Origin of the sequence: Pullulanibacillus sp. KACC 23026, from assembly GCF_029094525.1 — a bacterium.
Taxonomy (GTDB): domain Bacteria; phylum Bacillota; class Bacilli; order Bacillales; family Sporolactobacillaceae; genus KACC-23026.
In genome coordinates this window covers 3881010-3906406 of the sequence record NZ_CP119107.1, presented here as the reverse complement: position 1 = coordinate 3906406, position 25397 = coordinate 3881010, and the positions used below count along the sequence as shown (strand labels likewise).

Annotated in this window: 25 protein-coding genes and 1 riboswitch; of the genes, 18 read left to right on the top strand and 7 right to left on the bottom strand. The window is 41.8% G+C overall.

The window, feature by feature from the left end:
- Positions 1-215 precede the first annotated feature (215 nt).
- Both PU629_RS18055 and PU629_RS18050 read right to left on the bottom strand, forming a co-directional pair.
- Positions 216-1346 (bottom strand): HAD family hydrolase, encoded by a 1131-nt coding sequence (locus tag PU629_RS18055; RefSeq protein ID WP_275281423.1) that lies wholly within the window; start codon positions 1344-1346, stop codon positions 216-218.
- Between the two features lie 245 nt (positions 1347-1591).
- Complete coding sequence (locus tag PU629_RS18050; protein ID WP_275281422.1) at positions 1592-2008, bottom strand: DUF4395 domain-containing protein; 417 nt, start codon at positions 2006-2008, stop codon at positions 1592-1594.
- A gap of 550 nt (positions 2009-2558) precedes the next feature.
- Between PU629_RS18050 and PU629_RS18045 the strand changes: the two genes are divergently transcribed.
- Positions 2559-3335, top strand: a complete 777-nt coding sequence (locus PU629_RS18045) for an enoyl-CoA hydratase-related protein (RefSeq protein ID WP_275281421.1) — start codon at positions 2559-2561, stop codon at positions 3333-3335.
- Between the two features lie 98 nt (positions 3336-3433).
- On the opposite strand, the gene PU629_RS18040 is transcribed toward PU629_RS18045, so the two are convergent.
- Both PU629_RS18040 and PU629_RS18035 read right to left on the bottom strand, forming a co-directional pair.
- Positions 3434-3748 (bottom strand): zinc ribbon domain-containing protein, encoded by a 315-nt coding sequence (locus PU629_RS18040; protein ID WP_275281420.1) that lies wholly within the window; start codon positions 3746-3748, stop codon positions 3434-3436.
- Positions 3749-3823: 75 nt separating this feature from the next.
- Positions 3824-4381, bottom strand: a complete 558-nt coding sequence (locus PU629_RS18035; protein ID WP_275281419.1) for a helix-turn-helix domain-containing protein — start codon at positions 4379-4381, stop codon at positions 3824-3826.
- 100 nt (positions 4382-4481) lie between these two features.
- Between PU629_RS18035 and PU629_RS18030 the strand changes: the two genes are divergently transcribed.
- The 5 genes from PU629_RS18030 (at position 4482) to rpiA (ending at position 8368) form a co-directional block, all read left to right on the top strand.
- Entirely contained in the window at positions 4482-5186 is a 705-nt protein-coding gene (locus PU629_RS18030) for an AzlC family ABC transporter permease (protein WP_275284492.1), read from the top strand.
- Positions 5176-5508: an AzlD domain-containing protein gene (locus PU629_RS18025; protein ID WP_275281418.1), complete on the top strand. Its 333-nt coding sequence runs from the start codon at positions 5176-5178 to the stop codon at positions 5506-5508. The genes PU629_RS18030 and PU629_RS18025 overlap by 11 nt, the downstream gene beginning before the upstream one ends.
- Before the next feature lie 98 nt (positions 5509-5606).
- Complete coding sequence (locus tag PU629_RS18020) at positions 5607-5744, top strand: hypothetical protein (RefSeq protein WP_275281417.1); 138 nt, start codon at positions 5607-5609, stop codon at positions 5742-5744.
- Between the two features lie 542 nt (positions 5745-6286).
- Positions 6287-7564 carry a M48 family metallopeptidase gene (locus PU629_RS18015; RefSeq protein WP_275281416.1) on the top strand — a complete coding sequence of 426 codons (1278 nt, stop codon included), beginning with the start codon at positions 6287-6289 and terminating at the stop codon, positions 7562-7564.
- A 120-nt stretch (positions 7565-7684) separates the two neighbouring features.
- Positions 7685-8368, top strand: coding sequence for a ribose-5-phosphate isomerase RpiA (gene rpiA, locus PU629_RS18010; protein ID WP_275281415.1), 684 nt, complete (start codon positions 7685-7687; stop codon positions 8366-8368).
- 228 nt (positions 8369-8596) lie between these two features.
- Here rpiA and PU629_RS18005 read toward each other — a convergent pair whose 3' ends face one another.
- The gene (locus PU629_RS18005) at positions 8597-8800 is read right to left on the bottom strand and encodes a DUF1657 domain-containing protein (protein WP_275281414.1); all 204 of its coding nucleotides are present in this window, start codon (positions 8798-8800) and stop codon (positions 8597-8599) included.
- 124 nt (positions 8801-8924) lie between these two features.
- Here PU629_RS18005 and PU629_RS18000 point away from each other — a divergent pair, with 124 nt between their 5' ends.
- From PU629_RS18000 to PU629_RS17955, 10 genes are all read left to right on the top strand, one after another.
- Positions 8925-9098 carry a hypothetical protein gene (locus tag PU629_RS18000; RefSeq protein ID WP_275281413.1) on the top strand — a complete coding sequence of 58 codons (174 nt, stop codon included), beginning with the start codon at positions 8925-8927 and terminating at the stop codon, positions 9096-9098.
- Positions 9099-9408: 310 nt separating this feature from the next.
- Positions 9409-10452 carry a LacI family DNA-binding transcriptional regulator gene (locus PU629_RS17995; protein WP_275281412.1) on the top strand — a complete coding sequence of 348 codons (1044 nt, stop codon included), beginning with the start codon at positions 9409-9411 and terminating at the stop codon, positions 10450-10452.
- A gap of 139 nt (positions 10453-10591) precedes the next feature.
- Positions 10592-12280, top strand: a complete 1689-nt coding sequence (locus tag PU629_RS17990) for an ABC transporter substrate-binding protein (RefSeq protein WP_275281411.1) — start codon at positions 10592-10594, stop codon at positions 12278-12280.
- 101 nt (positions 12281-12381) lie between these two features.
- Complete coding sequence (locus PU629_RS17985; RefSeq protein WP_275281410.1) at positions 12382-13377, top strand: ABC transporter permease; 996 nt, start codon at positions 12382-12384, stop codon at positions 13375-13377.
- The gene (locus tag PU629_RS17980) at positions 13367-14323 is read left to right on the top strand and encodes an ABC transporter permease (protein ID WP_275281409.1); all 957 of its coding nucleotides are present in this window, start codon (positions 13367-13369) and stop codon (positions 14321-14323) included. Before PU629_RS17985 ends, PU629_RS17980 begins: the two co-directional genes overlap by 11 nt.
- Positions 14289-15281: an ABC transporter ATP-binding protein gene (locus PU629_RS17975; RefSeq protein ID WP_275281408.1), complete on the top strand. Its 993-nt coding sequence runs from the start codon at positions 14289-14291 to the stop codon at positions 15279-15281. The genes PU629_RS17980 and PU629_RS17975 overlap by 35 nt, the downstream gene beginning before the upstream one ends.
- Entirely contained in the window at positions 15282-16268 is a 987-nt protein-coding gene (locus PU629_RS17970; RefSeq protein WP_275281407.1) for an ABC transporter ATP-binding protein, read from the top strand.
- Between the two features lie 529 nt (positions 16269-16797).
- On the top strand, positions 16798-17424 hold the full coding sequence (locus PU629_RS17965; RefSeq protein WP_275281406.1) for a class I SAM-dependent methyltransferase: 627 nt from the start codon (positions 16798-16800) through the stop codon (positions 17422-17424).
- A 910-nt stretch (positions 17425-18334) separates the two neighbouring features.
- A complete protein-coding gene (locus tag PU629_RS17960) occupies positions 18335-18853 on the top strand; it encodes an acyl-CoA thioesterase (protein ID WP_275281405.1) in 519 nt (172 codons plus the stop codon).
- Positions 18854-19234: 381 nt separating this feature from the next.
- A complete protein-coding gene (locus tag PU629_RS17955) occupies positions 19235-20908 on the top strand; it encodes a M3 family oligoendopeptidase (RefSeq protein ID WP_275284491.1) in 1674 nt (557 codons plus the stop codon).
- A gap of 61 nt (positions 20909-20969) precedes the next feature.
- On the opposite strand, the gene PU629_RS17950 is transcribed toward PU629_RS17955, so the two are convergent.
- Positions 20970-21572: an ECF transporter S component gene (locus PU629_RS17950; RefSeq protein ID WP_275281404.1), complete on the bottom strand. Its 603-nt coding sequence runs from the start codon at positions 21570-21572 to the stop codon at positions 20970-20972.
- A gap of 182 nt (positions 21573-21754) precedes the next feature.
- Positions 21755-21891, bottom strand: a riboswitch (FMN riboswitch).
- Positions 21892-22047: 156 nt separating this feature from the next.
- Here PU629_RS17950 and PU629_RS17945 point away from each other — a divergent pair.
- Positions 22048-23418 carry an FAD-binding oxidoreductase gene (locus PU629_RS17945; protein WP_275281403.1) on the top strand — a complete coding sequence of 457 codons (1371 nt, stop codon included), beginning with the start codon at positions 22048-22050 and terminating at the stop codon, positions 23416-23418.
- A 118-nt stretch (positions 23419-23536) separates the two neighbouring features.
- Entirely contained in the window at positions 23537-24004 is a 468-nt protein-coding gene (locus PU629_RS17940) for an NUDIX hydrolase (protein ID WP_275281402.1), read from the top strand.
- A 392-nt stretch (positions 24005-24396) separates the two neighbouring features.
- Here PU629_RS17940 and PU629_RS17935 read toward each other — a convergent pair whose 3' ends face one another.
- Positions 24397-25332, bottom strand: a complete 936-nt coding sequence (locus PU629_RS17935; RefSeq protein WP_275281401.1) for an acetamidase/formamidase family protein — start codon at positions 25330-25332, stop codon at positions 24397-24399.
- Positions 25333-25397 lie beyond the last annotated feature (65 nt).

Genomic DNA, 25397 nt, shown 5'->3' with positions numbered 1-25397 from the left:
CGCTTAACAACTCGAAATTGAACAAAATCGAAAGCGTTGGAAACTTATAAACGGAAAAAATCCTCTTATTTTTAAGGAAATAGGGGTATTTACCAATTTAAAAGGAATTTCTCCGCTTATTTTCAAAGGTTCAGATAGAAAAGAGCCTCGCCTTGATGCTCGTTTCTAATAAATAGGTACCAGAGAATCCAGGACAAGGCGAGTTTTTAAAACGCTTATTTTGGTAAAATGGTCGGCAATTCACTGAGATCATTTAAAATGAAGTCGGCTTGATGTTTCTCGAAGGTGCTTCGTGCTGTTTGTCCAGATAAGCCGGTTAAGACGGCGGCAAATTGAGCCCCAATGGCCCGGGCAGCGATTAGGTCGGCTAACGAATCTCCGACGATTAAGAGGTCCTGGGCCTGTTCGATGGGAAGAGGAAGGGAGTAAATCGTCTCCACATCAGGCTGCCATTTAAAATAACCGATTAAGTAGGTCAATGGATGAGGTTTCGAGAGTGCCCCCCATTCCGGATGCTTCTCTTTATAGGTTTCCATGTCAGTGGCGGTTACAATCCGGTCGGACTCAAAAAGCTCCCAAATCCCCAGCAGACGAAGCGGAACTTCGGTCTCAATAAAAGGTCGTCCTGTGCCGACGCCGATTGTAAAGCCCTTTGATTTTAATGAACTAAAAAGGCTTACGAGTTCTTCTGGAGGAAGCAGCGGAATTTCATCATCGAGAAACCCAGATTTAGTCGAATCGATTGCTTGGGTGCCAGTTAGTTCTTCAAAGCGCCTGCTCCCAAGGTAGTATTCCTGATAAGCCTGTTGACCAATTGTCCACAACGGTTCACGTGCTGAAAACCGGTTCGTTGTTTTCCCGAGACGCTCCTCGGTAAAGGCATCAAGCCGTTTAAATAAATCAGGTTCCTCTGAAAAACGGCTTAAGTCGGAAACAAATGAATTGAATTGAGGGTGAAACAATTCCTGATTAGCCGCCTCGCCAAGTTGTTTTAAAAACGGCTGATCAAAACCTGACTCAAATGCTGTATCGATGAGTTCTTTTCTAGCGTTTTTTAAAGCATCTAATAGTAAAATAAGCTGGTAGGAAAAGGTGAGATAGACCATATCCCAGTTCGAGTTGGTTCCAAGTGATTTCATGAAATTCAGTACGTCATCGTTTTGAAAGACATGTTCTCTTATTGCTGTTATTTCCGAATTGGTCAAATCTGTGGTGAAAACCTCTCCTTTAAGCCCTAAATAATTTGAGCTGAAAAGGAGTTCATGCAAGGTCAAGGCTGAAGCATCAAAACATCTTTCCTCACTTAAAATCACACCATCAACGTCAAACAGTATTGTGCTGATCATCTCATCCATCCTTTATTCATCACTCTATTTTTTTAAAAGTCTATCATTGCTTTAATGTTTTATCAAGATAAAGTAACAAGCTATTACTTTCTAATCATTATAGTATAAATGACTACTAAAATATGTGTTTTTAAAAGATTTTGTCACAAAAGACTAAAGACACTTTACCTTTTCAAACAAGTAACTAAAAAGGCTAACTTCAGTCCCTTCATAGAGAGCCCGAGTTAGCCTTTTAAATTCGATTATCATTTTGCGCGTGCTTCCTGGCGGTGGTAACGCCACATTTTATAGCGGAAGCGAATTGTACAGCCGATGCAGTAACCCATTATGGCAATACCTGCAGCCAAAATCACCATGATACTGAAAATAATGCCAACCACTGGAATGTTCAGAGCATAAAAGGCGAGAGAGAGTCCTAAACAAATGGTGGCAATCCACTGATTAAACAACTGCTGATCTTTATCCTCCATAATGTAAGAAGCTAATGGTTTTTTTAGAAACTTTTTAGATAGAAGGATGATTGGATTTTTCTTGAATATAAGTGTCAAAACGCCTATGACAAAAGGCAGGATTAAAATAAAGGGAGTGATAAAAACGCCGGCAAGAGCCGTAATGACAATAAACCATTGATTGGTCCGAACGAGCGGTCTAGGAATACCCATAAGTAAAACCTCCTCAATAACTCTTAGTATTCATATTATACATAGTTGTTTACTCGGGATAAAGCAATTCGCTTTGATAAAAAATGCCGAAGCTTTTGATCGGCACCATGCCTTCCCAATAGCCGACATTCAGGCCGATACTTGCCAGCTTTGCTTCAAATGGACTCTTTGTTTGCTAAAATTGACGTTTTCAGGACTCCCTGCTGGTTAGAAAACGGCCGGTTTATTTAGCAATTTTGAAGGCGCCCCGCCAGTTAACGGGAGACCGCTTCAACTTGTTTTTCATTTTATGATTGACCATATTCTAGAAACGTATCAGAATAATGAATAACGAAATATCGCCACCTTTTATCTAAAGTGAGAGTTCAGTTAATAAGTTTGATAGTCGACTTTGCCTGAGCTTAATTTGGAAATGAAAGCGTGGAGCAAACTGGGGATTAGCCGCTATGAGCATTGGCAGCGGGCAAGGCATCGCCACATGGGTTAAGTATGACGAATCTCTTAAGTACCGAATTAGGTAACAGGGTGGATTAAAAAGGAGGAGTCGAAGGTGAAACGAGTCATCTATGACTGTCAGGATCATATGGCGTCTATAACGTTAAATTGGCCAGAGGTTATGAATTGTTTTAACTATGACACATTATTAGAATTAGAAGCCATTATCCAGGACATTCATACGGACAAAAGCGTTCGGGCGGTTGTGATTACAGGGGCTGGACCAAAGGCTTTTAGTGCTGGCGCTGATCTTAAAGAACGACGTACCTTAGCCCCTCAGGAAGTCCGTCGAAGTGTGAAAAAGATTGGTGACGTGTTTAATCAAGTGGCAGAGCTTCCTCAACCAACCATTGCCGCGATCAATGGCTATGCACTTGGCGGAGGCTTGGAGCTCGCTCTTGCTTGTGACTTTCGCTATGCGGCTGAGGGCGCTTATTTGGGACTGACTGAAACAAGTATGGCCATTATCCCGGGAGCCGGGGGCACACAGCGGTTACCCCGCTTAATTGGTGAGGCGAAAGCCATGGAACTTATTCTAACAGCAAAGCGGCTAACAGCGGAGGAAGCCCTCCAATATGGTCTTGTGAATAAGGTTGTTAAAGCCGACCAGCTATTGGACTCATGTAAGGAGCTTGCCGCAGCCGTCATGAAAAACGGACCAATTGCTGTCCAACAGGCGAAGTTCGCCATTAAAAATGGTATGAATGTCGACCTTGCCACTGGTTTGAAGATTGAATCCAAAGCCTATGAGGTGACCATACCGACAGCGGACCGTGTAGAGGCTCTAAAAGCTTTTAATGAAAAAAGGCCTCCGAAGTTTACAGGTAAATAATCGGGTTTAAAAGACTAATAGAAACACCCAGGCTCTTTCTCAGAGAGACCTGGGTGTCTTTTTAATGTTAAGTATAAGTGTTCGTAAATTCCTTGAACTCATCCTTGATTTAAGGGGGCTTGGGGGCCGCCATTTGGCTGAGAGAAGCCTCCAAATGGAAAGGTCTTAATGCCTGATGCTGAAGGATGAGGGGTTACAATACCATGATGGTGGAACAGTGTAGGATGACCACATTTTTTACAGAAAGCAGCATGGGGGTCATTTTTCGCACCGCACCCGCTATGGACGAGTCCAGGTTCATCCATGCAAAGATTTTCTAAAGGAGCACCGCACAATACGCAGTGTTTATCACCTTTATCGGCAGAATACCCGCAGCGGTAACATAGGATTTTTTCATCTTTATCGTCTGCCATTTACAATCACCTCTACTGATAGGTTATGTTTGAGACGGTGAAAAGTGAAAAATGTGCCGCTTATTTCGTCAAACTTTAAGGGTAATAGATGATCATCACTAGACTCGTCATGTGCTTGGTTAGATTCTCATAGCGATGACGTGTATCGGCCCTGAAACGAATGCCTTCAGATTGATTCAGAATGCGGGTTTGATGGTGACAGGTTAAGGCTAAAGTTCCTTCTGTCACCCATAGATATTCTTCAACGCCATTTGGGTGCGGGTTGGATGAATAGCTGCAGCCCGGCATGACTTTCACGTTAAAGATTTCAAACGGCTTTCCATCTTCAGTTGGAAATAAAGGGTAGACAGAAAAACGCTCATCATCCTCATTGATTGGAGTAATGTCTATTTCTTTGACAATCTTGATGCTTTCTGATTTTTCCTCGATAAAAGTGGAGAAAGGAACCTTTAAGCCCTCTGCAATTTTCCAAAGTGTACTGACAGTAGGGTTGGATTGGGCGCGCTCAATTTGTCCAAGCATAGGTTTACTGACACCGGTTAATTCGGATACTTGATCGAGACTTAACCCTTTGTTCACCCGTATTGTTTTAAGTCGTTCCCCAATTAGGGTATTAAGCTGTTCTTTATCCATAATTAATAACTCCTTGCAAAGGTGTTAAATATAACATACAATCTATATAATATAACATACGATGTTTTTTAGAGGTGGTACAGTGCTATCTTATCAAACTATGACTCAGAAGCCTAGAGCAGGTTATCAGAAAGGGTTGAAGGCAGGTCTTCCTATTGCCATCGGGTATTTGCCGATCGCTTTAACCTTTGGACTCTTATCCAAGACTTATCATTTGTCTTTGTATGATAGTGTCGGGATGAGTCTTATGGTTTTTGCGGGTGCTTCACAGCTTATGGCATTACCGATGATTGCGATGGGCTCAAGCGGTATTGAACTCATCCTTGCCACATTTATTATTAATATCCGCCATCTGTTAATGAGTGCTTCAATTAATGAAAAGGCTTGTCCCGAACCGAAGTGGAAAAAAGCCATTTATGCTTTCGGTATAACGGATGAGACCTTCTCAGTGGCTTCCTTGTCGGATGAAACGATTTCGTCCTCTTATATGTTTGGGCTCATTACAATGGCCTATGGAAGTTGGGTTGTTAATACAGCTCTTGGTTTTATTATTGGGGCTAATTTACCACATGTTCTCCAAAAAAGCATGAGTATTGCCTTATATGCCATGTTCATTGGCTTGGTTGTCCCTTCCTTGAAAAAGCAGCGTAAAGTCGTGTTCCTTTTTATTGGTTCAGCACTTCTTTCGTCTATTTTTTCTCTCTTTCTTTCAATGGGTTGGGCGATTGTCGGGGCTACCCTTGTGTCCAGCATCGGGGTCGAAGCTATTTTTTACAAAAAGGGGCGTTTGAAGCATGGCTCATAATGTGATGTGGATCATCGTCGGGATGGGGCTTGTTACATACATTCCGCGAATGTTGCCTCTTGTTGCGATTCAAACAGATCGAATTCCTCCATTTGTTCAGGCTGTGCTGAAAAATGTTCCATTTGCGGTCCTAGGTGCGCTGATTTTCCCCGGTATTTTGGTCATCCAATCCGGACATCTAAGCGGGATCACCATGAGCGATTTCCTATTTGGGGTGCTCGGCGGTGGTGTGGCTTTTATCACGGCGTTTCTAGAGTGGAATATTGTGTTTGTTGTATTGTCAGCCATTGTGGTGCTGATGATTTATTCTATTTGGTTTTAGTAATTTTAATAGGTATTGTGTCACTAAATGAGGGGACACTGCATATTCACTCTTTTCTCTAATAAGATGGTTTATAGAGAGAAAGGGAGTGATCAGACGTGTGGATCCGTTTTATCATGATGGGCGTTACCGCCTTTTTCTCGGCCACAGCTTTCATCCTTCTTACTTTTCAAGGGGTTGAGTTTGGAAGTGCCATTTCAGACTTAATCCGGGATCTGCTTCACAATAAAACTTAATTAACTCAAGGTTAAGCCCCAAATTTTTGGGGCTTGTTTTAATCGTAAGCCCTTCCTTTGGTTGGCTTACATTTTATGCAGATAACGAATTGTCGTTACGCTTAAGTTCAAAAACGAGGTGAGAAAGCGGAAATAAGTGAATGTCGTTACGCCTAATTTGGATAGGCGTAACGAGAATACGCTAAATGATCAATCAAGGCCAAAAATAAAGCTCTAGCCAGAGAATAACGAATTGTCGTTGCATTTAACTCGTCAAAGTTATTTAGTTGAGAAGATAACTATCTTAAAAACCTGTGTATTGACTTTTATTTATGCGCAAGCCAGCACGATGCTGGATAAATGGTAAAACAACATATGGAATGGACAACTTGCTCTTGCTTAAAATCCTGTGTGAAAAGACGGGGATTTCGCGCAAGCCAGCACGAAGAAAATTCGAGGAAGTGACTCATGATGCTTCTTCAAGGATGTAGGCTCGTTCTAATTTTGTGGACAAAGGCTTAAACTATAATGAGAAGATTTTCATCATGAAAAGGGAGGATTCGATGAAAAAGCTGGCTGGTTCGTTTGTTGGGTTGTATGTCTTATATATTCTTTTGTCTTGGTTATATTTATTTGTGTTTACTCATCCTGGGGTTCCGGATGCTTTTAAAGGGACGCCGGCTGATCCTAATACGTTTTTAAATTCACATCAGGTTCTTTTGAGTCAATCGTATTCTCGGATTCAAGATTGGATTTATTTTATTAATATTCCGTTTGAGTGGGGCATGTATCTTTTTATTCTTATTTTTGGTTTTTCTTATTGGCTTAGAAATCGTGCATCAGAGGTAACGCGTTTTTCGATTGTTCATACGGCTGTTTATTGGCTTTCTCTTTCAATCGTGACTTGGATCGTGACATTGCCCATTGATCTAATTGCGCATTATGTTTCGGTTCATTATGGGGTTTCTGTACAGCCTTTGAACAGTTGGTTGAAGGACAGTTTGACATCGTTTTGGGTGAACTGGGTGATCACCTTTATTATGATGGTTGTCATTTATTATTTTATCCGCCGATCACCTAGAAGATGGTGGCTGCCTGTCTGGCTGCTTGCCATTCCTTTTACTATTTTCTTAATGTTTATTCAACCGGTAGTGATTGATCCGTTATATAATGACTTTCATGCGCTTAAGGCGTCGCCGTTAAAAACCGATATTTTGCAGCTTGCTGCACAAGCGCATATTCCTGCACATAATGTCTATGAAGTGGATATGTCCGGAAAAACAAATGCCATGAATGCTTATGTAAATGGAATCGGGTCTAATCTCCGAATTGTTCTTTGGGATACGACGGTAAATCGCCTTCAAAAGTCAGAGGTGCTCTTTGTAATGGCCCATGAGATGGGGCACTATGTCATGCATCATTTATTGCTGAGTATGCTTGGCACGATTGTTATGATCCTTGTTGGGCTTTATATCACCTCTAAGATCCATCTGAAAATTGTGGATAAGTGGGGGGCGCGATTAGGCATAAGTCATGTTGGGGATCTTGCTTCGATTCCGATTATTTTGTTGATCTTTTCCGTTCTTTCGTTTGTGGGATCGCCAATTGAGAGTGCCGTGTCTAGGCATTATGAGCATGAGGCGGATGCCTATGCCGTCAAAATGACGAAAGATCCGGAGGCAGGAATTAAAGCCTTCCAAGAACTAACAAAGGTTGGATTAAGCGATGTGAATCCTCCTGGTCTCATTCGGTTCCTTACCTATGATCATCCGACGATGCTAGAGCGAATTGCTTATCTTCAAAAAGAAGAAAAAGTTCTAGGGAAATCTAAATCAAACTAGTTAATAAGCGAGAAAAACCAGTCCTGTATTTGGGGCTGGTTTTTGTCTAAGTAAGTATAACTTGAACTTTTGTGATAAAATAACTTCAGATTAACTTTGAGACTTAAAGGAGAATGTCAGGTGGAGCAAGTTCAAGAGAAGCAGTTAGTTGGAGAATATGCAGCAAAATATGTTGAGGACGGAATGATTGTTGGCCTTGGGACGGGGTCTACGGCTTATTATACAATACATAAGATTGCCCAAAGAGTGAAGGAGGAGGGAATGAAGTTGACCTTTGTCTCGACTTCTACCCGAACAACTAAGCTTGCCCAAACTCTCGGTCTAACGATTCATAATATAAATGATGTACCTGAAGTAGACTTGACGATTGATGGCTGTGATGAGTTTGATCCTCAGCTTAAAGGGATAAAAGGTGGAGGCGGCGCTTTATTATTTGAAAAAATTATTGCGACTTCTTCCAAACAAAACATATGGGTGGCCGACCGCTCCAAAAAGGTGGAAGTCTTAGGTGCCTTCCCGCTTCCTGTGGAGGTCTTAACTTTTGGTTCTTCACATACAATAAGAAAATTTGAGAAAGAAGGGCTAAACCCTAGTATTCGGAAAAAAGCAGATGGCTCTGTTTTTATTACGGATAGTCAAAACCTTGTCGTTGATTTGCATCTTAGCCAGATTGAGGATCCTGAAGGGTTATCCATTTGGTTGAATAGTCTTCCTGGCGTGGTGGAAAACGGATTGTTTTTAGGGATTGCTGACCGTGTAATTTATCCAAAGGCGGATGGTTCAATTGAAGAGGTGAACGCTTAACAGGACGCGTTAACCCATTTTATCCTGAATTAAACGTTTGTCCTTTACAGATCTAGATTCGGTGAATAGTGTATTAGTGACATAACTGCAACGCAGAGTTATGTCGCACGGAATACCTCCTCGCTGTTTTAATCAAGATCATGTCATGCCTCCTGAATACAGGACAGTCCGTACGATGGACTGCCCTGTTTTTTTACCTTATTTTAAGAAGGCGCTCAAGACTTTTGTTTACTGATTATATTGAGGCTCTTCTTGTTGGACATATTGAAGACGGGAGTTCAATTGATCAAGAATTGTTTTTTGTTGCTGGGCAAGTGATTTAAACATCGTTTTTGCTGCTTGGTCATTTGTTTCAAGGGCAAATGAATCGAGGCTTGCTAATGCTGATTCACAGCTCGCAATCGTTTGTTGAATTTTAGTTCCTACGGTCATCCTTATCACCTCCTACGCCTCTATAATTCCTCACAGAGAAAAAATAATACTGTAAAAAAATTTGCTGTTTTTGGTATGAAATTTGAGAGGAAACCAACACTAAAATTAAGGGAGGTCGTTATGAATGGCACGAATTAGTTTAGTTTCAATGGCAGTTGGAGCAGGGATTGGTGTCGCGGTAGCCAGAAGCTTATCCAAGCGGCAACAGTCTCAACAAGATCAGACAGGCGGTGCTAAAGGCTCAGGGATTGAACACTTGATCTCAAAGTCTTTACAGGAAGACAATTACGATTACTAACTATCAATGATCAACCACTAAGGACAAGCCAATTCGGCTTGTTTTTTTCTGGTTTCATGCCTTGCTGAAAAAATAACGGCTTGGAGTGATCGGCCTCCGTTTAGCCGGTCTTAACCGCTTTCGAACTCATGTTAAAAAAAGATTAAAATTTTTCACTGAAAGCGCTTTACAATTAATGAAATAGAGTTATAATTTAGACAAATAGTTGGATATACTCCAAAAACACCACGAAATCACACATTCCTCTTCTGTTTTTTTTACCATGTATTGAAACCGTTTTCGTTAAGCTGATCATTAAGGAGCAGATAGCATGGTCACGATCTATGATATTGCAAAAAAGGCGGGTGTTTCTGCAGCGACTGTTTCAAAGGTTCTAAATGGGTATCCTGACGTCAGTCAAAGAACAATGGTTAAAGTACAAAAAATTTGTGACGATATGGGATATCGACCTAATTCAGTTGCAAGAGGACTCGCAACCAAAAAATCATCTACGATAGGCATCTTTTTTACAGATCACCTCAACTCAGGATTTCGGCATCCCTTCTTACAAGATATATTAGCTAGTTTTAAGGAAGTTGTTGGATTAGCTGGATATGATCTTATTTTCTTCTCAGACGATAGCCCAAACAATCATCTTAACAGTTTTTATGAACGTGCAAGACATCGCAATGTCGATGGCGTATTTCTAATGGGGGTTCCGAGAACAGATCCGAACCTACATAATTTAGCCCATAGTCATTTACCCTGTATAGCGATTGACTTGGACCTTATTGGCCCACGAGCAGGATTCATTATGTCCGATAATATCGGCGGAGCAATCAAAGCGGTCAATCATTTAGTGGAGCAAGGTCACAAGGAAATCGCCTTCATCTCGGACGTATTTTCTACAAAACCAGGTCAAGATCGCTTAATAGGATTTCGAGCAGGCATGCAAAAACATCAACTCCCAGTCAAATCAGAATGGATTCTTAACGGCGATTTCACTGAACAAGGCGGTTATCAGTCAGCCAATCGTCTGTTAAAAATGGAGCAGCTTCCAACCGCTATTTTTTGTGCGGGGGATATGATGGCACTAGGAGTCATTCGAGCCTTGCATGAGAACGGCATTCAAGTACCAGGCGATATGTCTGTCATCGGTTTTGACGATCTCGCTTTATTAAAATATGTCAAACCAGGACTGACCACCATTCGCCAGAACAAGGAGGAATTGGGGAAGCGTGCAGGCGTCGAACTGCTTAAAATGATGAAAGACGCTAACTATTTTCCAGCCAGTTCTGCTTTAGTCGAAACTGAACTTGTTTTAAGAGAAACCGTTACGAAGCCAAGGATCAACAAGAATATCGAATGGGTGTAGTTTTGGGAAGAGTAAGTGAGGGCGTTTAGGGGGGTGAGGCATTCCTAATAGAAATATAGAAGCCAGTTGGGGTTTATCTTTTAGTCATTTTGTGTAACCGTTTTCAGAGACGGAAATTCCAAATTAAGGAGTGTAAATGATGAAGGTGAAACGCGGCTTAACTTTATTTTTGGCTCTTGTGTTTGCTCTAAGCGTCTTTCTAGTCGGTTGTGGAAGCAAGACGACCGAAACTAAAACAGACACAGGCTCAACGAAAACAAACACAGGCGGTGGTAATTCTAGTACTGCTGCAACCGGCCAACCGCTCAACATCGTGGCAACCATCGGCGGGAACTGGCAAGACAATTTCAACCCCTTTTCGACCAGCGCAATGGGAGGAACCAATGGCCTGATCTATCAACCCATGTACTACTTAGATACCGTTAGTACGAATGAATATCCCTTCCTTGCAACGAAATATGAATGGATTAATGATAACAAAACACTTGAAGTGACCTTGCGTGATGGCGTGAAATGGTCGGACGGACAGCCTTTTACTGCAGATGATGTTATGTTTACCTTTAATTTGCTGAAAAAATATCCGGCAGCTGATACCTCTGGCATTATGAAGGAAGTCACTTCATTTGAGAAGAAAAGCGATAATGTCATTGACTTTAACTTCAGTCAGCCGAATGTTCCATTTGGGGTTTACATTCTTCAGCAACCAATTGTCCCTCAACATATCTGGAAAGATCTTGGTGACCCTTCTAAAGCAAAAGTAACTAATCCGGTTGGTACGGGTCCTTACATGCTGGATAGCTTTACACCACAAGATTATAAACTTAAAAAGAATCCTAAGTACTATGATGCCGATAGTTACGCAGTTCCTGAATTAAACTACCCTGCTTATGATTCGAATGAAAGCGCTCAATTGGCCCTTGTTAAAGGCGATATTGACTGGACAGGGATGTTTATTCCAAACGTCGATAAAGTCTATGTCGATCAAGATAAAGATCATAATCATTACTGGTTCCCGCCCAGCAACCCAGTGATGTTGTATCCAAACCTAAAGAATCCAATTCTTAAAGATATTAATGTACGTAAAGCGATCAGCATGGCGATTGACCGAAATAAAATAAGTCAGCAGGCAGAGGATGGCTATGCGCAAGTGGCTAACCCAACTGGCATGCTGCCGCAATTTAAAGATTTTATTGATCCTAAATATAAAGACGCTAAATTCACGGTGGATGATGCAGGCGCCATTAAGCTTCTTCAAGATGCGGGTTACAAAAAAGGAAGCGACGGCATTTTTGTTTCACCAACAGGTAAGAAGTTAAGCTTTACGCTGCAAGTGGTTTCCGGGTGGTCCGACTGGGTCACGAGCTGTATGGTTATTACGCAGGACCTTAAAAAAATCGGCATTCAAGTTAAGGTCCAGCAACCGCAATATGGAGCTTATATGACAACCATTCAAGGCGATAAGTACGATCTTGCTATTGGTTGGACAAATGGCGGTCCGACCCCATACAAAACCTTCCAAGATCTCTTGAATTCTCATGGGGCTTGGAATATTGAGAAATACAGCGACCCCGCAACCGATGCGGCTTTAGCTGAATACCAATCGACAACGGATCCTGCTAAACAAAAAGAAGCGATGTCGAAAATTGAGGATGTCATGGTGAACCAACTGCCTGCGATTCCTTTGTTCTATGGTCCAGTTTGGTTTGAATACTCCTCTAAGAAATACACAGGATTCCCAGATCAATCTAATACGTATTCGCATCCATCTCCATACAGCTGGCCAGCACCAGCCGTTGTCCTTTCAAAATTGAAGCCAGTAAGTAATTAAGTGAAAAGGTGAAGGGGGAAGAAGCAACCTATCTTCCCCCTTTCTTCTCACTGTTTAGCTAAACCGATTTCATTTCATTAATTTAAGGAGGAGGGAACCACATGCGTTATGTGTTAAATCGACTTGGTTTCTTTGTCTTATCCTTGTGGGCCGCGATAACAATTAATTTTATTTTACCTCGCCTCATGCCTGGGGACCCCGCAGATATCATGTTTGCCAAGTTTAAAGGACAATTAGATCCTGCTGCGATGGCCGCGATGAAAAAGGCATTCGGATTAACGGATAAGCCGGTTATTGTCCAATATTTTGAATACTTAAGAGGTCTTTTCATAGGGAACTGGGGGCTTTCCTTTTCCAATTATCCGACACCGGTTATGGACATCATCAAACATAGTGTTCCATGGACGATCGGACTCGTCGGAGTGGCGACTGTTTTAGCCGTCATCATTGGAACATCTGCCGGGATATATATATCTTGGAAGCGCCAAGGGATTTTAGATAACACGTTACCGCTTTTAACGATGGGCATTCAATCGCTTCCTTATTTCTGGGTTGCCTTATTATTCTTGTTTGTTTTTGGGTTTAAGCTTAATTGGTTTCCAATGGCTCATGGTTATGATACGAGTGTGACAGCCGGCTTTAATTGGCCGTTTTTCTCGAGCATGCTTTATCATGCCTTTCTCCCTGGCATTACGATTCTGCTTGGTTCATTAAGTGGATGGCTGGTCGGGATGCGCAATAATATGATCAATACTCTAGGTGAAGATTATGTCGTATTTGCTGAGGCAAAAGGGGTCAGTACCTCGCGTCTTATGTTTACTTATGCGGCGAGAAATGCGATCCTGCCGCAGTTGACTAGCTTTGCGATTGCAATCGGAAACGTGGTAAGTGGATCGATTCTAACCGAACAGGTCTTTTCTTATCCAGGCATAGGCGGTCAGTTAACTAACGGGGTACTTCAGGAGGACTTTCCTCTCATTCAATCCTCGTTTTTGCTTATAGCCGTTTCAGTCTTAGTAGCTAACTTTATAGTGGATATGCTCTACAGTCGCTTAGACCCACGTGTTAGAACGGGAGGTGCTGCCAATGAGTCTTAATACGGAAACCCAAAAAGAAACAGTTATTTATAAGAAAGCTAAGAGAAGTTGGATTGATCGATCTGGTTTTTTGGCTCCCTTCCTTAGAAACGGTAAAGCCTTAACCGGTTTAATCATTTTTATCATTTTTGTTATTGTCGCGATCTTTGCGAATCAAATTGCTCCTTATAATCCAAAGGCGACGGACTTCATGATGCAGCTTCCTCCTTCTGCAAAGCATTGGCTTGGAACGACGAATTCAGGACAAGACATCTATTCGCAATTCATTGTTGGGGCCCGGACGACCATTATCGTTGGTTTTGGAGCGGGGATCATTGCCACGATTCTTGGATTGTTATTTGGCGTAACAGCGGGGTATAGAGGTGGAATCGTCGACTCTATCTTGACCTTCTTAATGAACCTCTTTTTAGTTCTTCCTGGCCTTGCCTTGTTAATTGTTATTGAATCTTATGTTAAAAACTCAACGCCTTATATCAATGGATTAATCATAGGGCTAACGGGCTGGGCTTGGGGGGCTCGCGTCTTTCGTGCCCAAACCCTGTCACTGGCAAATCGAGATTTCGTTATGGCAGCCAAGATGTCTGGAAAATCCGATTTAAATATCATGCTGACGGAAATTTGCCCGAATATGATGTCGATCATCGCTTCCAATGTTATTTATGCCACTTTAGGAGCGGTTCTGGCTGAATCCGGTCTTGCTTTCTTGGGATTAGAGGATATTAACTCAGTGAGCTGGGGGACAATGTTGTACTGGTCAAGTACAAACGGAGCTATGCTAACTGGGGAATGGTGGTGGTTTATTCCGCCTGGTATTGGAATCGGCCTTGTCGGCCTCAGTCTCGTTTTGATGAACTTTGCTATTGATAGTATCACCAACCCTCGTCTAGCAGGGCAGAAGAGGAGGAAACGTCGTGCAAAATCAAACTCAACAACAGCCCGTGCTTGAACTTCGGAATGTCTCTGTAGGCTATGATTCGGCGCACGGAACGGTTCAGGCCGTTCGAAATGTCTCTCTTAAAATCTATCCAAATACGATTGTAGGTCTAATTGGTGAATCCGGTTCAGGTAAGAGTACACTTGCTAACGCCATAATGAATCTCCTAAAGAATAATGCCAGACTGTTAGAAGGAGAAGTCATTGTTCAAGGACAAAATGTGTATGAAATGAGCAAAAAAGAGTTAAGGAAATTTCGCTGGAATAGGATGAGCATGGTTTTTCAAAGTGCCATGAACGCCCTTAATCCCGTTCTAACGGTTGAGCAGCAAATTGCCGATGTGTTCTCCAATCACCGTCCTAATCTGTCAAAGAAAGAAATCCATGAAAAAGCGGTTGAACTGATGCATCTTGTCAGTATTGATCCTAAGCATCTGAGGAGCTATCCTCACGAGCTTTCAGGGGGGATGCGGCAAAGAGTTGTCATAGCTATTGCCGTGGCCTTAGAACCTGATCTAGTCATCATGGACGAACCGACGACCGCTCTTGATGTCGTCGTTCAAAAGTCTATTTTGGATAAGATTAAAGAACTGCAACGGCAAAAAGGTTTTGCAGTCCTTTTTATCAGCCACGATTTTAGCCTTGTCGCGGAATTGGCAGAAAAAGTGGCGATTATGTATGCCGGACGTTTTGTTGAAATAACGGATAGCCGAAAGCTTAATCTTAATGAACGCCACCATCCTTATACGGAAGGATTATTGCGCGCTATCCCTGAACTGACTGCTGAAACGGTGACGATTGAGGGGATCCCAGGTAATCCTCCAGACCTTATTAATCTTCCGACTGGCTGCGCCTATCACCCGCGTTGTAAATATGCGATGGAATCGTGTAAGACATTGCCCCCTGTAGAGCGCGATGTTGAAGGCCGGCTGATTGCCTGTCACCTTTATGAAGAAGAGGCGGTGAAATAGATGGCTATGAATCAACCACAATCTGAATCAGATAAATTAATTGAGGTGGACGATCTCGTCATCACCTTCCAAGTCCGCGGAGAATCAGGCAAGCAAACGATTATTCCTGTTGACCATGTCAGCTTCTTCATTCGAAAAGGCGAGGTTTTGTCATTAGTGGGAGAGTCAGGAAGCGGCAAGACCACCATCGGCCGTTCCCTAGTGCGGATTCTGCGTCCAAATGGAGGAACTATAAAGGTAGCCGGAAAAGACGTTACCACTATTCGCGGTGCGGAGTTAAAAGCGTTTCGAAAAGAGGCGCAAATGGTCTTTCAAGATCCGTTTGGCTCTCTCAATCCGGTTAAAACGATTGAAAATCATTTAACGTTTCCATTGAAAAAGCATCAAGGAATCAGAGGGACCGATCTTTATCAAAAAGTAGGCGAGTTATTAGAGCAAGTCGGCTTAACGCCTGTCAATGAGATAAGGACAAAATTTCCACATGAATTGTCTGGGGGACAACGTCAGCGCCTTGCCATTGCAAGGGCATTAGCTGTCAATCCTAAATTTGTTGTGGCAGATGAGCCGATCTCTATGCTCGATGTGTCGATTCGAGCGGGTATCTTACAATTGATGAATCATCTTAAAGAGGAGTTCGGACTTTCTTATCTTTATATTACCCATGACTTAGCTTCTGCACGTTATTTTGGCGATCGGATCATGGTTATGTACGGCGGGAAAGTCATGGAAGTCGCCGAATCCAAAGAGTTGATTAAAAATCCGCGTCACCCTTATACAAGACTTTTGTTAGCGGCAACACCAGGCAGTCAGCAAGATGCTAATCTTACGGAACATTCCAATGAGCCTCCTAATCTGTCTATCGAAAGAAAAGGCTGCCCGTTTGCCTTCAGATGTCCACTTGCAACAGACATCTGTAGAGAGGAAATGCCAACGCTTGAAACCAAGGGGATTGAAGATCACCATCTTGCCTGCCATCACTCGAGTTAATTCAATGTTTAATTCCTGAGAAAAATTAAAAGACAATCATAGACCAAATCACATAGTACATCACACAAATTTTGCAATACAATTCACAGGATTATCACGTAGAAAAAAGGGCTAGAGAAATTCCATCTCTAAGCCTTTTTCTATAATCTTAGAATCCTTATGATTTCTTCCTAAATTCAACTGAACCCGTTAGGTTTCATAATAACGGGTTCAGTTGAAGGGGTGCAATCAACTAAATATCAAGGCAAATCGCAAGGTAGTTCACACTGAAATTAACCGTGCGATTTTTGCTTTTATATCGATGAATTCTAACCCTTTTTCTCAGAATTCACATAAAAAATCACAGGGTAATTCTCATAGACAGAAATAAATATTGGTGGGTATGTGATTTATGGTGTGAATGAGTAGGTGAAATAAGTTGTGATTACATAGGTATTTGGTTATTTATGTTAAAATAAGTATATAATATTTAGAATATTGTGTTCTCGGGCAATTCAGTATAGTTCAATAAAAAAAGGGGGAGCCATTTTTGTTAAATAAACAAGGATTTAATTTATGGGCTGATGACTACGACAAAACTGTACAGAACAGTGAGGAAAATGACAGTTATCCTTTTGCTGGGTATAAAACCATTTTAAATATAATTTTCAACGAGGTTATGCAAAAACAGAATTCTAAAGTCTTAGATATAGGATTTGGTACAGGTGTTTTAACAAGTAAGTTGTATAATAATGAACACCAAATTGATGGTGTGGATTTTTCAGACAAAATGATTGAAATTGCTAAGATTAAAATGCCAAAAGCCATCTTAATTGAATGTGACATTACAAATGGTTTGCCACCTGAATTCAAGGAAAATAAATATGATTTTATCGTTAGTACATATGCAATACATCATTTATCAGATGACCAAAAAATTGTTTTCATAAAACAGTTACTTACGCTCCTTGAGGATAACGGAAAGATTTTCATTGGTGACATAGCATTTGAAAATCGAGAAAAACTTGAACTATGTCAAAAAGATAATATAGGTCACTGGGATAGTGACGAGTTTTATCTTGTCTATGAAGAAATCAAGTCCTCCTTAAAAACTGAATGTAATTGTGATTTTCATCAAATTTCTCATTGCGGTGGGGTATTTGTTATTTCAAAATAACGGGTTAGGGGTAAAAAAAGGAATGATTATTAGGAATATGACCGAGTTAGATAGTGAGAACATAAAAAACGTACATTCACCGTTGCGATTTTTATTGTAATATCAATGTTTATTGACCATTTCATCCGTAAATCACCTATCAAATCACAGAGTAATTTACATGGGTGGATATAATTATTGAAGGTGTGTGAATTAACCGGTGATTGAGCAAGTGAAAGGTAGGTTGATTACCAAGTCATTTGGATATATATGTTAAATTAAAAGTTAGATTATCGAATTGTTCTTAAAGTAAAAAACGGACTTGACAAGAAATTTTAGAGTCACCTGCGATCGTCGAAATAAGCGGAGATTTTTCCGTTATCAACCAAAGTAGCGTTCAGTTCGTCGTAAATAAGCGGAGTTTTTCCGTTTAAACAAAAAGAAATGACCCATTTTCATATTTTTCGAGTCAATAGTCGGAATTTCTCCGTCTATTTTAGCTATTTTTAATGTCGATTTCTAAATAAGAGGAATTTCTCCGCTTATTTAGAAAGTTCGCTCTAGCCATTTAATGAAAGAGGTAATCGATTGCCTTTTATGAAAATAATCAAACCGAATCTCAAAAGATTCGGTTGTTTTGACGTTTACTAGTCTTTTCTTTCTGTCATTTTATTGTGAATAGTAGTGTGGTTTAAAGTGATAATTAGAGTTTTGCACTTCTGAAACGAATCCGTTAGTTTGATAACGGGTGGTTTTAACTTTTTTCGAGAAAGCCTCTTTTTTATAGTCATATTATTTGTAATTATCCCTTTAGTGGGTCTCTTTCTAAAATGAGCCTGAACATTGAATAAAGCGCTAGAGTTTATTAACATAATAAGGCTGAGTATAGATTTAAGGTTAGAGTTATTACTCTAGAAAGGAAGTATTAATTATGGAAGGTAAATATGTGAATGAGTCAAGAGCGGTTAAATCGGCATGGGTAATGCCCCAAGATACGAATGCTCATGGAACAATGTTTGGTGGAAAGCTCATGTCTTACATAGATGATATTGCAGCTATTACAGCTACTCGTCATGCAAGAAGACCGGTTGTAACGGCTTCTACGGATTCCGTTGATTTTTTGTATCCCATTAAGCCAGGTTCATCCGTTTGTCTCGAAGCCTTTGTCTCTTGGACACATCGCAGTTCAATGGAGATCTTTGTAAAGGTCATTGCGGAGGATCTTATATCGGGTGAACGAAAAATTGCGACCACTTCTTTCTTAACCTTTGTGGCACTTGATGAAAATGGCCGTCCAACTGAAGTGCCGCCTGTTATCCCGCAGTCAGATGAGGAGATTATGCTCCATGAAAGCGGGCCAGATCGACATGAAGTCAGGAAAGTTCGGAAAGAAAACAGCCGGAAATTTGCCAGTGTTTTTACCTTGAAGAAACCTTGGGAAAGAGATTAACCATTATAAGTGGCCTTTCCATATGAAAGGCTAATTCAATAGGCGAAAAGGGTGAGACGCTTTAAAAAAGCGAGCCTTTTTCGTCTTATTTTTTTTACTTTCTGAAATACAGTTTCGCTTAAGCAATTAAGGATGATAGTATAAGAAAAGCGAGGGTTTTCACCATTAAAAATTTGGCGGTTCCCTCTGTTTGTAACAGCCTTGATGTCATAATCTGTTATCCTTTATGGAAAGCCGAGTTTTTCAAAAAAACGATGCTTGATGCACCATGTAGAATCAAAGAGTGTGAGAAATCGGTTTACTCAAAATAAGGGAATGGTGTCTGGTGATAATTAGAATCAATAGAATGGAGGATTTAGAGTGAAAAAGTTCTACAAGGAAATGATTGATTTTAGTCAAACAGAGCGCGTTGAATCGGCTTTGAGAACGATACTTGAGACAGAAATTCATTCAGTTGAAGAGTTGGAAGTTTGGCTTATAGAACGATCAAGGATTTTTGAAGAGATCGAAGAAGCCTTATCTGGCCACTATATTGATTTCCAATGTCATAATCATGATCCGTTGGCCAAACAAGCCTTTGAGCATGATCAGGAGGAAATTCAGCCGCTTTTAAAGAAATATGAAGCGCTTTTTGATGAGAAATTTGCCCAATCTCCTTACCGCGATGAGCTGGATCCAACCTTTTATGCCTTGTTTATTAAAAAGAAAGAGAATGCGATTTCTTTATTTAGAGAGGCAAATGTCGCGCTTGAAGTTGAAGAAGACCGCTTGGCTACTCAGTATTTTGAAATTACCGGGAATTTAACGGTTGATTGGCATGGTGAGGAGAAAACCTTAAGTGAGCTCATCAAATACAGGCAGGATGCCGATCGTGCTGTCAGGGAGAAAGCGACCGCGCTGCAATACAATGCCCTCTTAAGTGTAAAGGATGAGCTGCAGACCATTATGGATCAGCTCATGAAGATCCGTGAAGAAAAAGCTAAGAATGCTGGTCTATCTAATTATCGGGACTATATGTTTAAAAAGTATGAGCGCTTTGATTACACACCTGAGGATTGTAAGAAATTAGGAGAAGCTATTCGAAAATATGTGGTCCCATTGAAGGAGAAAATCCAGCGGTCTCATCAAGCGGAAATAGGCGTTGAGACGTATCGACCATGGGATACAGGAGCTGTTCCTGCTGGGAAAAAACCGCTTGAGCCTTTCCAAAAAGTGAGTGAACTCATTGACGGTGTTTCGGATATACTTGGAACATTGGATCCTCGTTTCTCGGAGTTAATTGACACCATGAATCGTGAAGGGATGCTTGACCTTGAAACGCGCAAAGGTAAATCACCAGGCGGCTTTTGTTCAAATCTCCCTGTGACTGAGCTTTCTTTTATTTTTAACAATGCATCCAATACACAGGATGCGGTGACAACGCTGCTTCACGAAATGGGCCATTGCATTCATAATGATTTTAAAAAGTCCCTCCCATTATATGAGTATAAGGATACGCCAATGGAATCTTCAGAGCTTGCCAGCATGTCGATGGAGCTTTTAACTTTAGACAAATGGGAGCGTTTTTATAAAGATGAGGATGAATTAAAGCGGGCCAAACGAGAGCAGTTAGAAGGCATCATTGAATTTTTGCCGAATGGGATTATCATCGATCTCTTCCAACATTGGTTATATGAAAACCCGAATCACTCTGCTGAAGAACGTAACGCAAAATATGAGGAACTGTCCAAAACTTACAACTCGAATGTGGTCGATTGGTCAGGGGTTGAAGAGTGGCGGAAGAACAGTTGGATGTTTGTCCTTCATATCTTTGAGGTGCCTTTCTACTACGTGGAGTATGTCATTGCGCAACTCGGTGCCGTGCAGATGTATAAACAATACAAAGAAAATCCAGAACAAGCCTTGGAAAACTATAAAAAAGCACTTGCATTGGGCTGCTCAAAATCATTGCCTGAAGTTTATGAAGCGGCCGGAATCCGTTTTGATTTCTCTGGAGATATGATTCAAGAGCTCATGGCCTTCCTTGAAACGGAGATTGAAGAGTTAAAGGCTTAATTGAAACGCAAAGTGGGGACAGAACTCTTTCGCAGAGGTCTGTCCCCACTTTATTTTACTATCAGTGTTTGGCTATGCCGAGACGCGGGCGAAGGCGTGTATAAATCGGAACAGCAACGATAATTACAAAAATACCTTTGATAATGTTGTAAGGTAAGACGCCAAGCACTATTAGAGTGAGCAAGTTATGGATGGAGTGATTCGCTGCACTGGCCAGTTTTACCGCTGTGTCAACACTAAAGCCAAGGAATAGGGCATAGCTCGGAAAGATAATGAAGTAATTCGCAATACTCATAAGTACAGTCATGATTATGGTACCGACTGCCATACCGAGTGCTAGGCGCCCCGTGGTTCTCTTACGGCGGTAAAAGTAGGTTGTAACATAAATGAAGATTGCACCTGCAATGAAATTAGCGATTTCTCCAACTGGTACACCAGTAGGGGAGCCAATGATTAACCAATGAAGCAAATTCTTGATGGCTTCAATAGCAATGCCTGCAAGAGGCCCGAAAATAATCGCTCCGATGATGGCTGGAATATCACTTAAATCAAATTGTAAGAACGATGGAAATAAGGGCAATGGAAATTGAACTAACATAATAAGAAAAGAGATCGCCGCCAAAAAAGCAACCGTAATGTTTTTTCTTAAAGACGTGTTTTTCATCAGTTTCACCTCATTAATGTTTTCGTTCTCTTTGTGGGCGTATCTGATGGAGATATGACTAGTATGCACGATCATTTAAAAAAGCGCCTAGGAAACAAATGGTTTCCAGGGCGCTTTTGGAGTTTGCCTTTCATACACGACAACAATTAGCTCATAAGAAATAAGCCGACTAATCGTGAGTCATCATCCTTCTCCCATCCAGACTGTACTGTCGGTTTCGGAATTGCACCGAATCCTGCCAAAAAACGGCTCGCGGACTTAAAGTCTTATAAGACTCAACACCGCCGGTCGGGAATTTCACCCTGCCCTGAAGGAACGTCTTTAATTGTAACTATATTATAATAACCATTAAAAAAAATAACAAGGAAAAAACATTTATCGGAAAAACAAGGGGATTTAGCAGGATATTCGAGGTTTCATTTAGAATGTTTTATATAGAATGACTTATTAGACAAATAAATCTGAGGTGTCGGACATGAGCTTACTAGATGAATTGAAGCAACTTATAAAAGATCAGGATCGGGTGAGCACCAATGAAACGGTGCGATATAATCATGGGAGAGATCTGACTTATCACCCCGCGAGTGAGCCGGAAGTGGTTGTTTTTCCTGTAAACGTAGAAGAAGTTCAACAAGTGGTGAAAATTGCGAATACCTATAATGTCGCGATCACGCCTTATGGGGTTGGGAGCAGTTTAGAAGGTCATACGATCCCAGTTGAAGGCGGGATTACGCTTGACATGAGCCGGATGAATCAAATAAAGGAGATTCGTGAAGACGACTTTATCGTCATTGTAGAACCGGGAGTGACCCGTCGTCAGTTAGGAAAAGCGTTGAAGAAGTACGGCTTGTTTTTTCCGGTTGACCCAGGCGCTGATGCCACGATTGGCGGGATGACGGCCACTAATGCGAGCGGTACAAATACAGTGGGTTATGGAGGCATGCATCAGCATGTCTTGGGGCTCGAAGTTGTATTAGCAAGCGGAAAGGTGATAACTCCAGGCGGATTATCGTTTAAGTCGTCGAGCGGCTATGCGCTCAAAGACCTTTTTATCGGTTCTGAAGGCACCTTAGGAATTATTACGGAAATTAGTTTGCGAGTCCATGGTATCCCGGAAGTCGTTCAAGCAGGAAAGGCGCTTTTTTCAGATGTGGCATCAGCCGGCCGTGCAGCTGAACTATTGTTAAGAGCGGGTGTTGAGGTTAAACGGATCGAACTTGTTGACGAACAGACCATCGTAGCGGTCAATCGTTTTAGTCAAACCTCTTATGAAGAGGTGCCTTCCCTTTTTATCGAATTGGATGGTGCTGAACAAGCTGTAAACGAGCAAGTGGAGCTTATTAAGCAATTGTTTCAGGATGAAAATTGTTTATCCGTTACCTTTGAGAGGGATGAAAAGAAGCGCCAAGAAATGTGGCATGCGCGTCATGAAGCTGCGATGTCCGTTATAGGCTTAACTCCTGGTAAACAATTGACGTCTACAGATGTCTGTGTTCCTATATCCGAATTGACAAAAGCGATTATTGAAACACGAAAAATACTTGACCGTTACCCGATTGTATCCGCCTTGTTCGGTCATGTCGGGGATGGAAACTTTCACGTTGTGGTCGCGGTGGATCGAGACTCACAAGAAGAAGTCGCTCAATACAAGAAGCTTAACGGTGAAATTATTGCCTATGCCCTGTCAGTCGGAGGAACGTGCACAGGTGAGCATGGAATTGGCATGGGGAAGAAGGACTATTTCTACAAAGAGCATGATGAGGAAACAATTCAAACGATGAAACTCATTAAGCAAGCCCTTGATCCTTTAAATCGCCTTAATCCTGGGAAGATATTTAAGAATTGATGATGAGAAGGCGAGACACTTGGGCTATTTGCCAGTTGATACGGATCTAATTAATCCCGCTTTAGCATGATATGAAAAATAGAAGCTAATGATGGTTGGGGGAAAAGGGGGTACTTTATTGGACGAAGAGACGGTTGTAGCGGTTAAGGCTGTGATCGTATCGAATGGTGAGATACTCCTTGTTAAACGGGCCGATGACGACGAGTTCGGAGCAGGGACATGGGAGTGTCCTGGCGGAAAGCTGGATTTCGGTGAAAGTCTTGAAAAAGCCCTAAAGCGAGAGGTGAAGGAGGAAACCGGACTCTCGGTGTCCATAGAGAGGCTGCTGTATGCCACGGCTTTTAAGACGCATCCCTTAAGACAGGTTGTCCTGCTCACTTACTTATGCCGCTGCCAAGATAGGGCTGTTTCATTGTCTCATGAGCATTCCGATTCACTCTGGGCGAATAGGAACCAAATAATGGCACGGCTCCCTCGCAATATTCTGGCTGATTTTGAAGCCAATCAGGTGTTTCCAATTGTGGGCTGTAAAAAATGTAAGACGTCCAAAAACGTGGGAGAAAATCTAAAAGCGCAAGTTAACTAGCACTATAATTAGCAGACCAACGCTTGGGATTTTCCCCAAGCGTTGGTCTTTAATAGGAGAGCTTTCCGCGGATTTGATAAATAAGCGGAGAAATTTCCTTTATTTAAGAAATTTCGCTGAAAATAGCTAAAATAGCCGGAAGATTTCCGTCTATTGACTCCGGAAAGGGTGGATCGGAGTGATTTTTCCTTGCTTAACCGGAAAACTTCCGCTTATTTATCCGCATCTGAGCACGATTCTGCTGCTTAACCGGAAAACTTCCGCTTATTTATCCGCATCTGAGCTTGATTCTGCTGTTTAACCGGAAAACTTCAGCTTATCTCTGGTTATGTTGCTCCACCGAAACGGAACTTGTTATCAATGAGAGCTGGCCCTTTATATAAATAAGTTAATTATTTAATTGCGCCATGTGGGAGAACCGCATGGACGCCTCGAACGCCGTTAACAACTTGTGTCACTCTAAGGTCGACAACTAAGCTTGCAAGCGCTAAAGCTTCCTTGCGTTCATAGCCGAAAAATTCGGTCATTAAATCAAGCATGCCATCGAGCGCTTGTACCATTGCTTTGTTAAGGTCCTCATCAAACCCCATTGTGATCCATCCAGCAGGCGTGTTGGCACGTGGCATTTTTAAATGCATTTCTTCACGAACAGTCAATTTGAGTTCAACCAAATCCATCGGACATTCCAATGCCGGACACGCGACTTCCCCGTCCCCTTGCACACCATGTCCATCGCCTGTTGAAAAAAGTCCGCCTGATACGGCAATAGGGAGATAGAGTGTACTTCCCGCCACGAGTTCTTTACAATCAATATTGCCCCCGCAAAACCGTGGCGGACTTGTTGGATGAATTCCCGGTTCGTCCGGAGGCATCCCCATTAATCCCATAAACGGACGAAGGGTCACCTTATGCCCCTTATCACTTGTACCAATCATTTTTTGAGTATCTAGACTCCAATTGAGATGGTAGGACTCGCCCTCAACAAGACCTAAACTAATGTTGATGGGATGCGAAAAGCCGCCAGCACTCGTCCAACCAAAGCTTCCAGGGAGAATTTCATTAATTTTAACTTCGAGCGTCATGCCAGGCTCTGCCCCTCTTATTTTAACAGGGCCACAAAGGGCGTGACCGCGATCTCGCTCTGGATTTCTTGGCTCAAATTGTTTACGGCTTCCTCCACCATATGGATGCGGCTCTACTCCCCAACCTGCATCCAGAGTTTGAAACCGGACAATGTCACCTGAATCAATAGTTAAAACAGGTTCAGCCTCTCTTGAAAATGATCCGTGTAAGGTCCCTTGCTCTGGTCGTATCCAATATTCTGTCATGGTGTTTCCCTCCCCAATCCGTTTTCTCTTTCCCACCTATTTTATCGGATTATGGATAACTTATC

Coding starts and splice junctions, on each gene's coding strand:
- PU629_RS18055 (WP_275281423.1), bottom strand. CDS start 1,346: ATGATCAGCACAATACTGTTTGACGTTGATGGTGTGATTTTAAGTGAG.
- PU629_RS18050 (WP_275281422.1), bottom strand. CDS start 2,008: ATGGGTATTCCTAGACCGCTCGTTCGGACCAATCAATGGTTTATTGTC.
- PU629_RS18040 (WP_275281420.1), bottom strand. CDS start 3,748: ATGGCAGACGATAAAGATGAAAAAATCCTATGTTACCGCTGCGGGTAT.
- PU629_RS18035 (WP_275281419.1), bottom strand. CDS start 4,381: ATGGATAAAGAACAGCTTAATACCCTAATTGGGGAACGACTTAAAACA.
- PU629_RS18030 (WP_275284492.1), top strand. CDS start 4,482: ATGACTCAGAAGCCTAGAGCAGGTTATCAGAAAGGGTTGAAGGCAGGT.
- PU629_RS18025 (WP_275281418.1), top strand. CDS start 5,176: ATGGCTCATAATGTGATGTGGATCATCGTCGGGATGGGGCTTGTTACA.
- PU629_RS18015 (WP_275281416.1), top strand. CDS start 6,287: ATGAAAAAGCTGGCTGGTTCGTTTGTTGGGTTGTATGTCTTATATATT.
- PU629_RS18005 (WP_275281414.1), bottom strand. CDS start 8,800: ATGACCGTAGGAACTAAAATTCAACAAACGATTGCGAGCTGTGAATCA.
- PU629_RS18000 (WP_275281413.1), top strand. CDS start 8,925: ATGGCACGAATTAGTTTAGTTTCAATGGCAGTTGGAGCAGGGATTGGT.
- PU629_RS17995 (WP_275281412.1), top strand. CDS start 9,409: ATGGTCACGATCTATGATATTGCAAAAAAGGCGGGTGTTTCTGCAGCG.
- PU629_RS17990 (WP_275281411.1), top strand. CDS start 10,592: ATGAAGGTGAAACGCGGCTTAACTTTATTTTTGGCTCTTGTGTTTGCT.
- PU629_RS17985 (WP_275281410.1), top strand. CDS start 12,382: ATGCGTTATGTGTTAAATCGACTTGGTTTCTTTGTCTTATCCTTGTGG.
- PU629_RS17980 (WP_275281409.1), top strand. CDS start 13,367: ATGAGTCTTAATACGGAAACCCAAAAAGAAACAGTTATTTATAAGAAA.
- PU629_RS17970 (WP_275281407.1), top strand. CDS start 15,282: ATGGCTATGAATCAACCACAATCTGAATCAGATAAATTAATTGAGGTG.
- PU629_RS17960 (WP_275281405.1), top strand. CDS start 18,335: ATGGAAGGTAAATATGTGAATGAGTCAAGAGCGGTTAAATCGGCATGG.
- PU629_RS17955 (WP_275284491.1), top strand. CDS start 19,235: ATGATTGATTTTAGTCAAACAGAGCGCGTTGAATCGGCTTTGAGAACG.
- PU629_RS17950 (WP_275281404.1), bottom strand. CDS start 21,572: ATGAAAAACACGTCTTTAAGAAAAAACATTACGGTTGCTTTTTTGGCG.
- PU629_RS17945 (WP_275281403.1), top strand. CDS start 22,048: ATGAGCTTACTAGATGAATTGAAGCAACTTATAAAAGATCAGGATCGG.
- PU629_RS17935 (WP_275281401.1), bottom strand. CDS start 25,332: ATGACAGAATATTGGATACGACCAGAGCAAGGGACCTTACACGGATCA.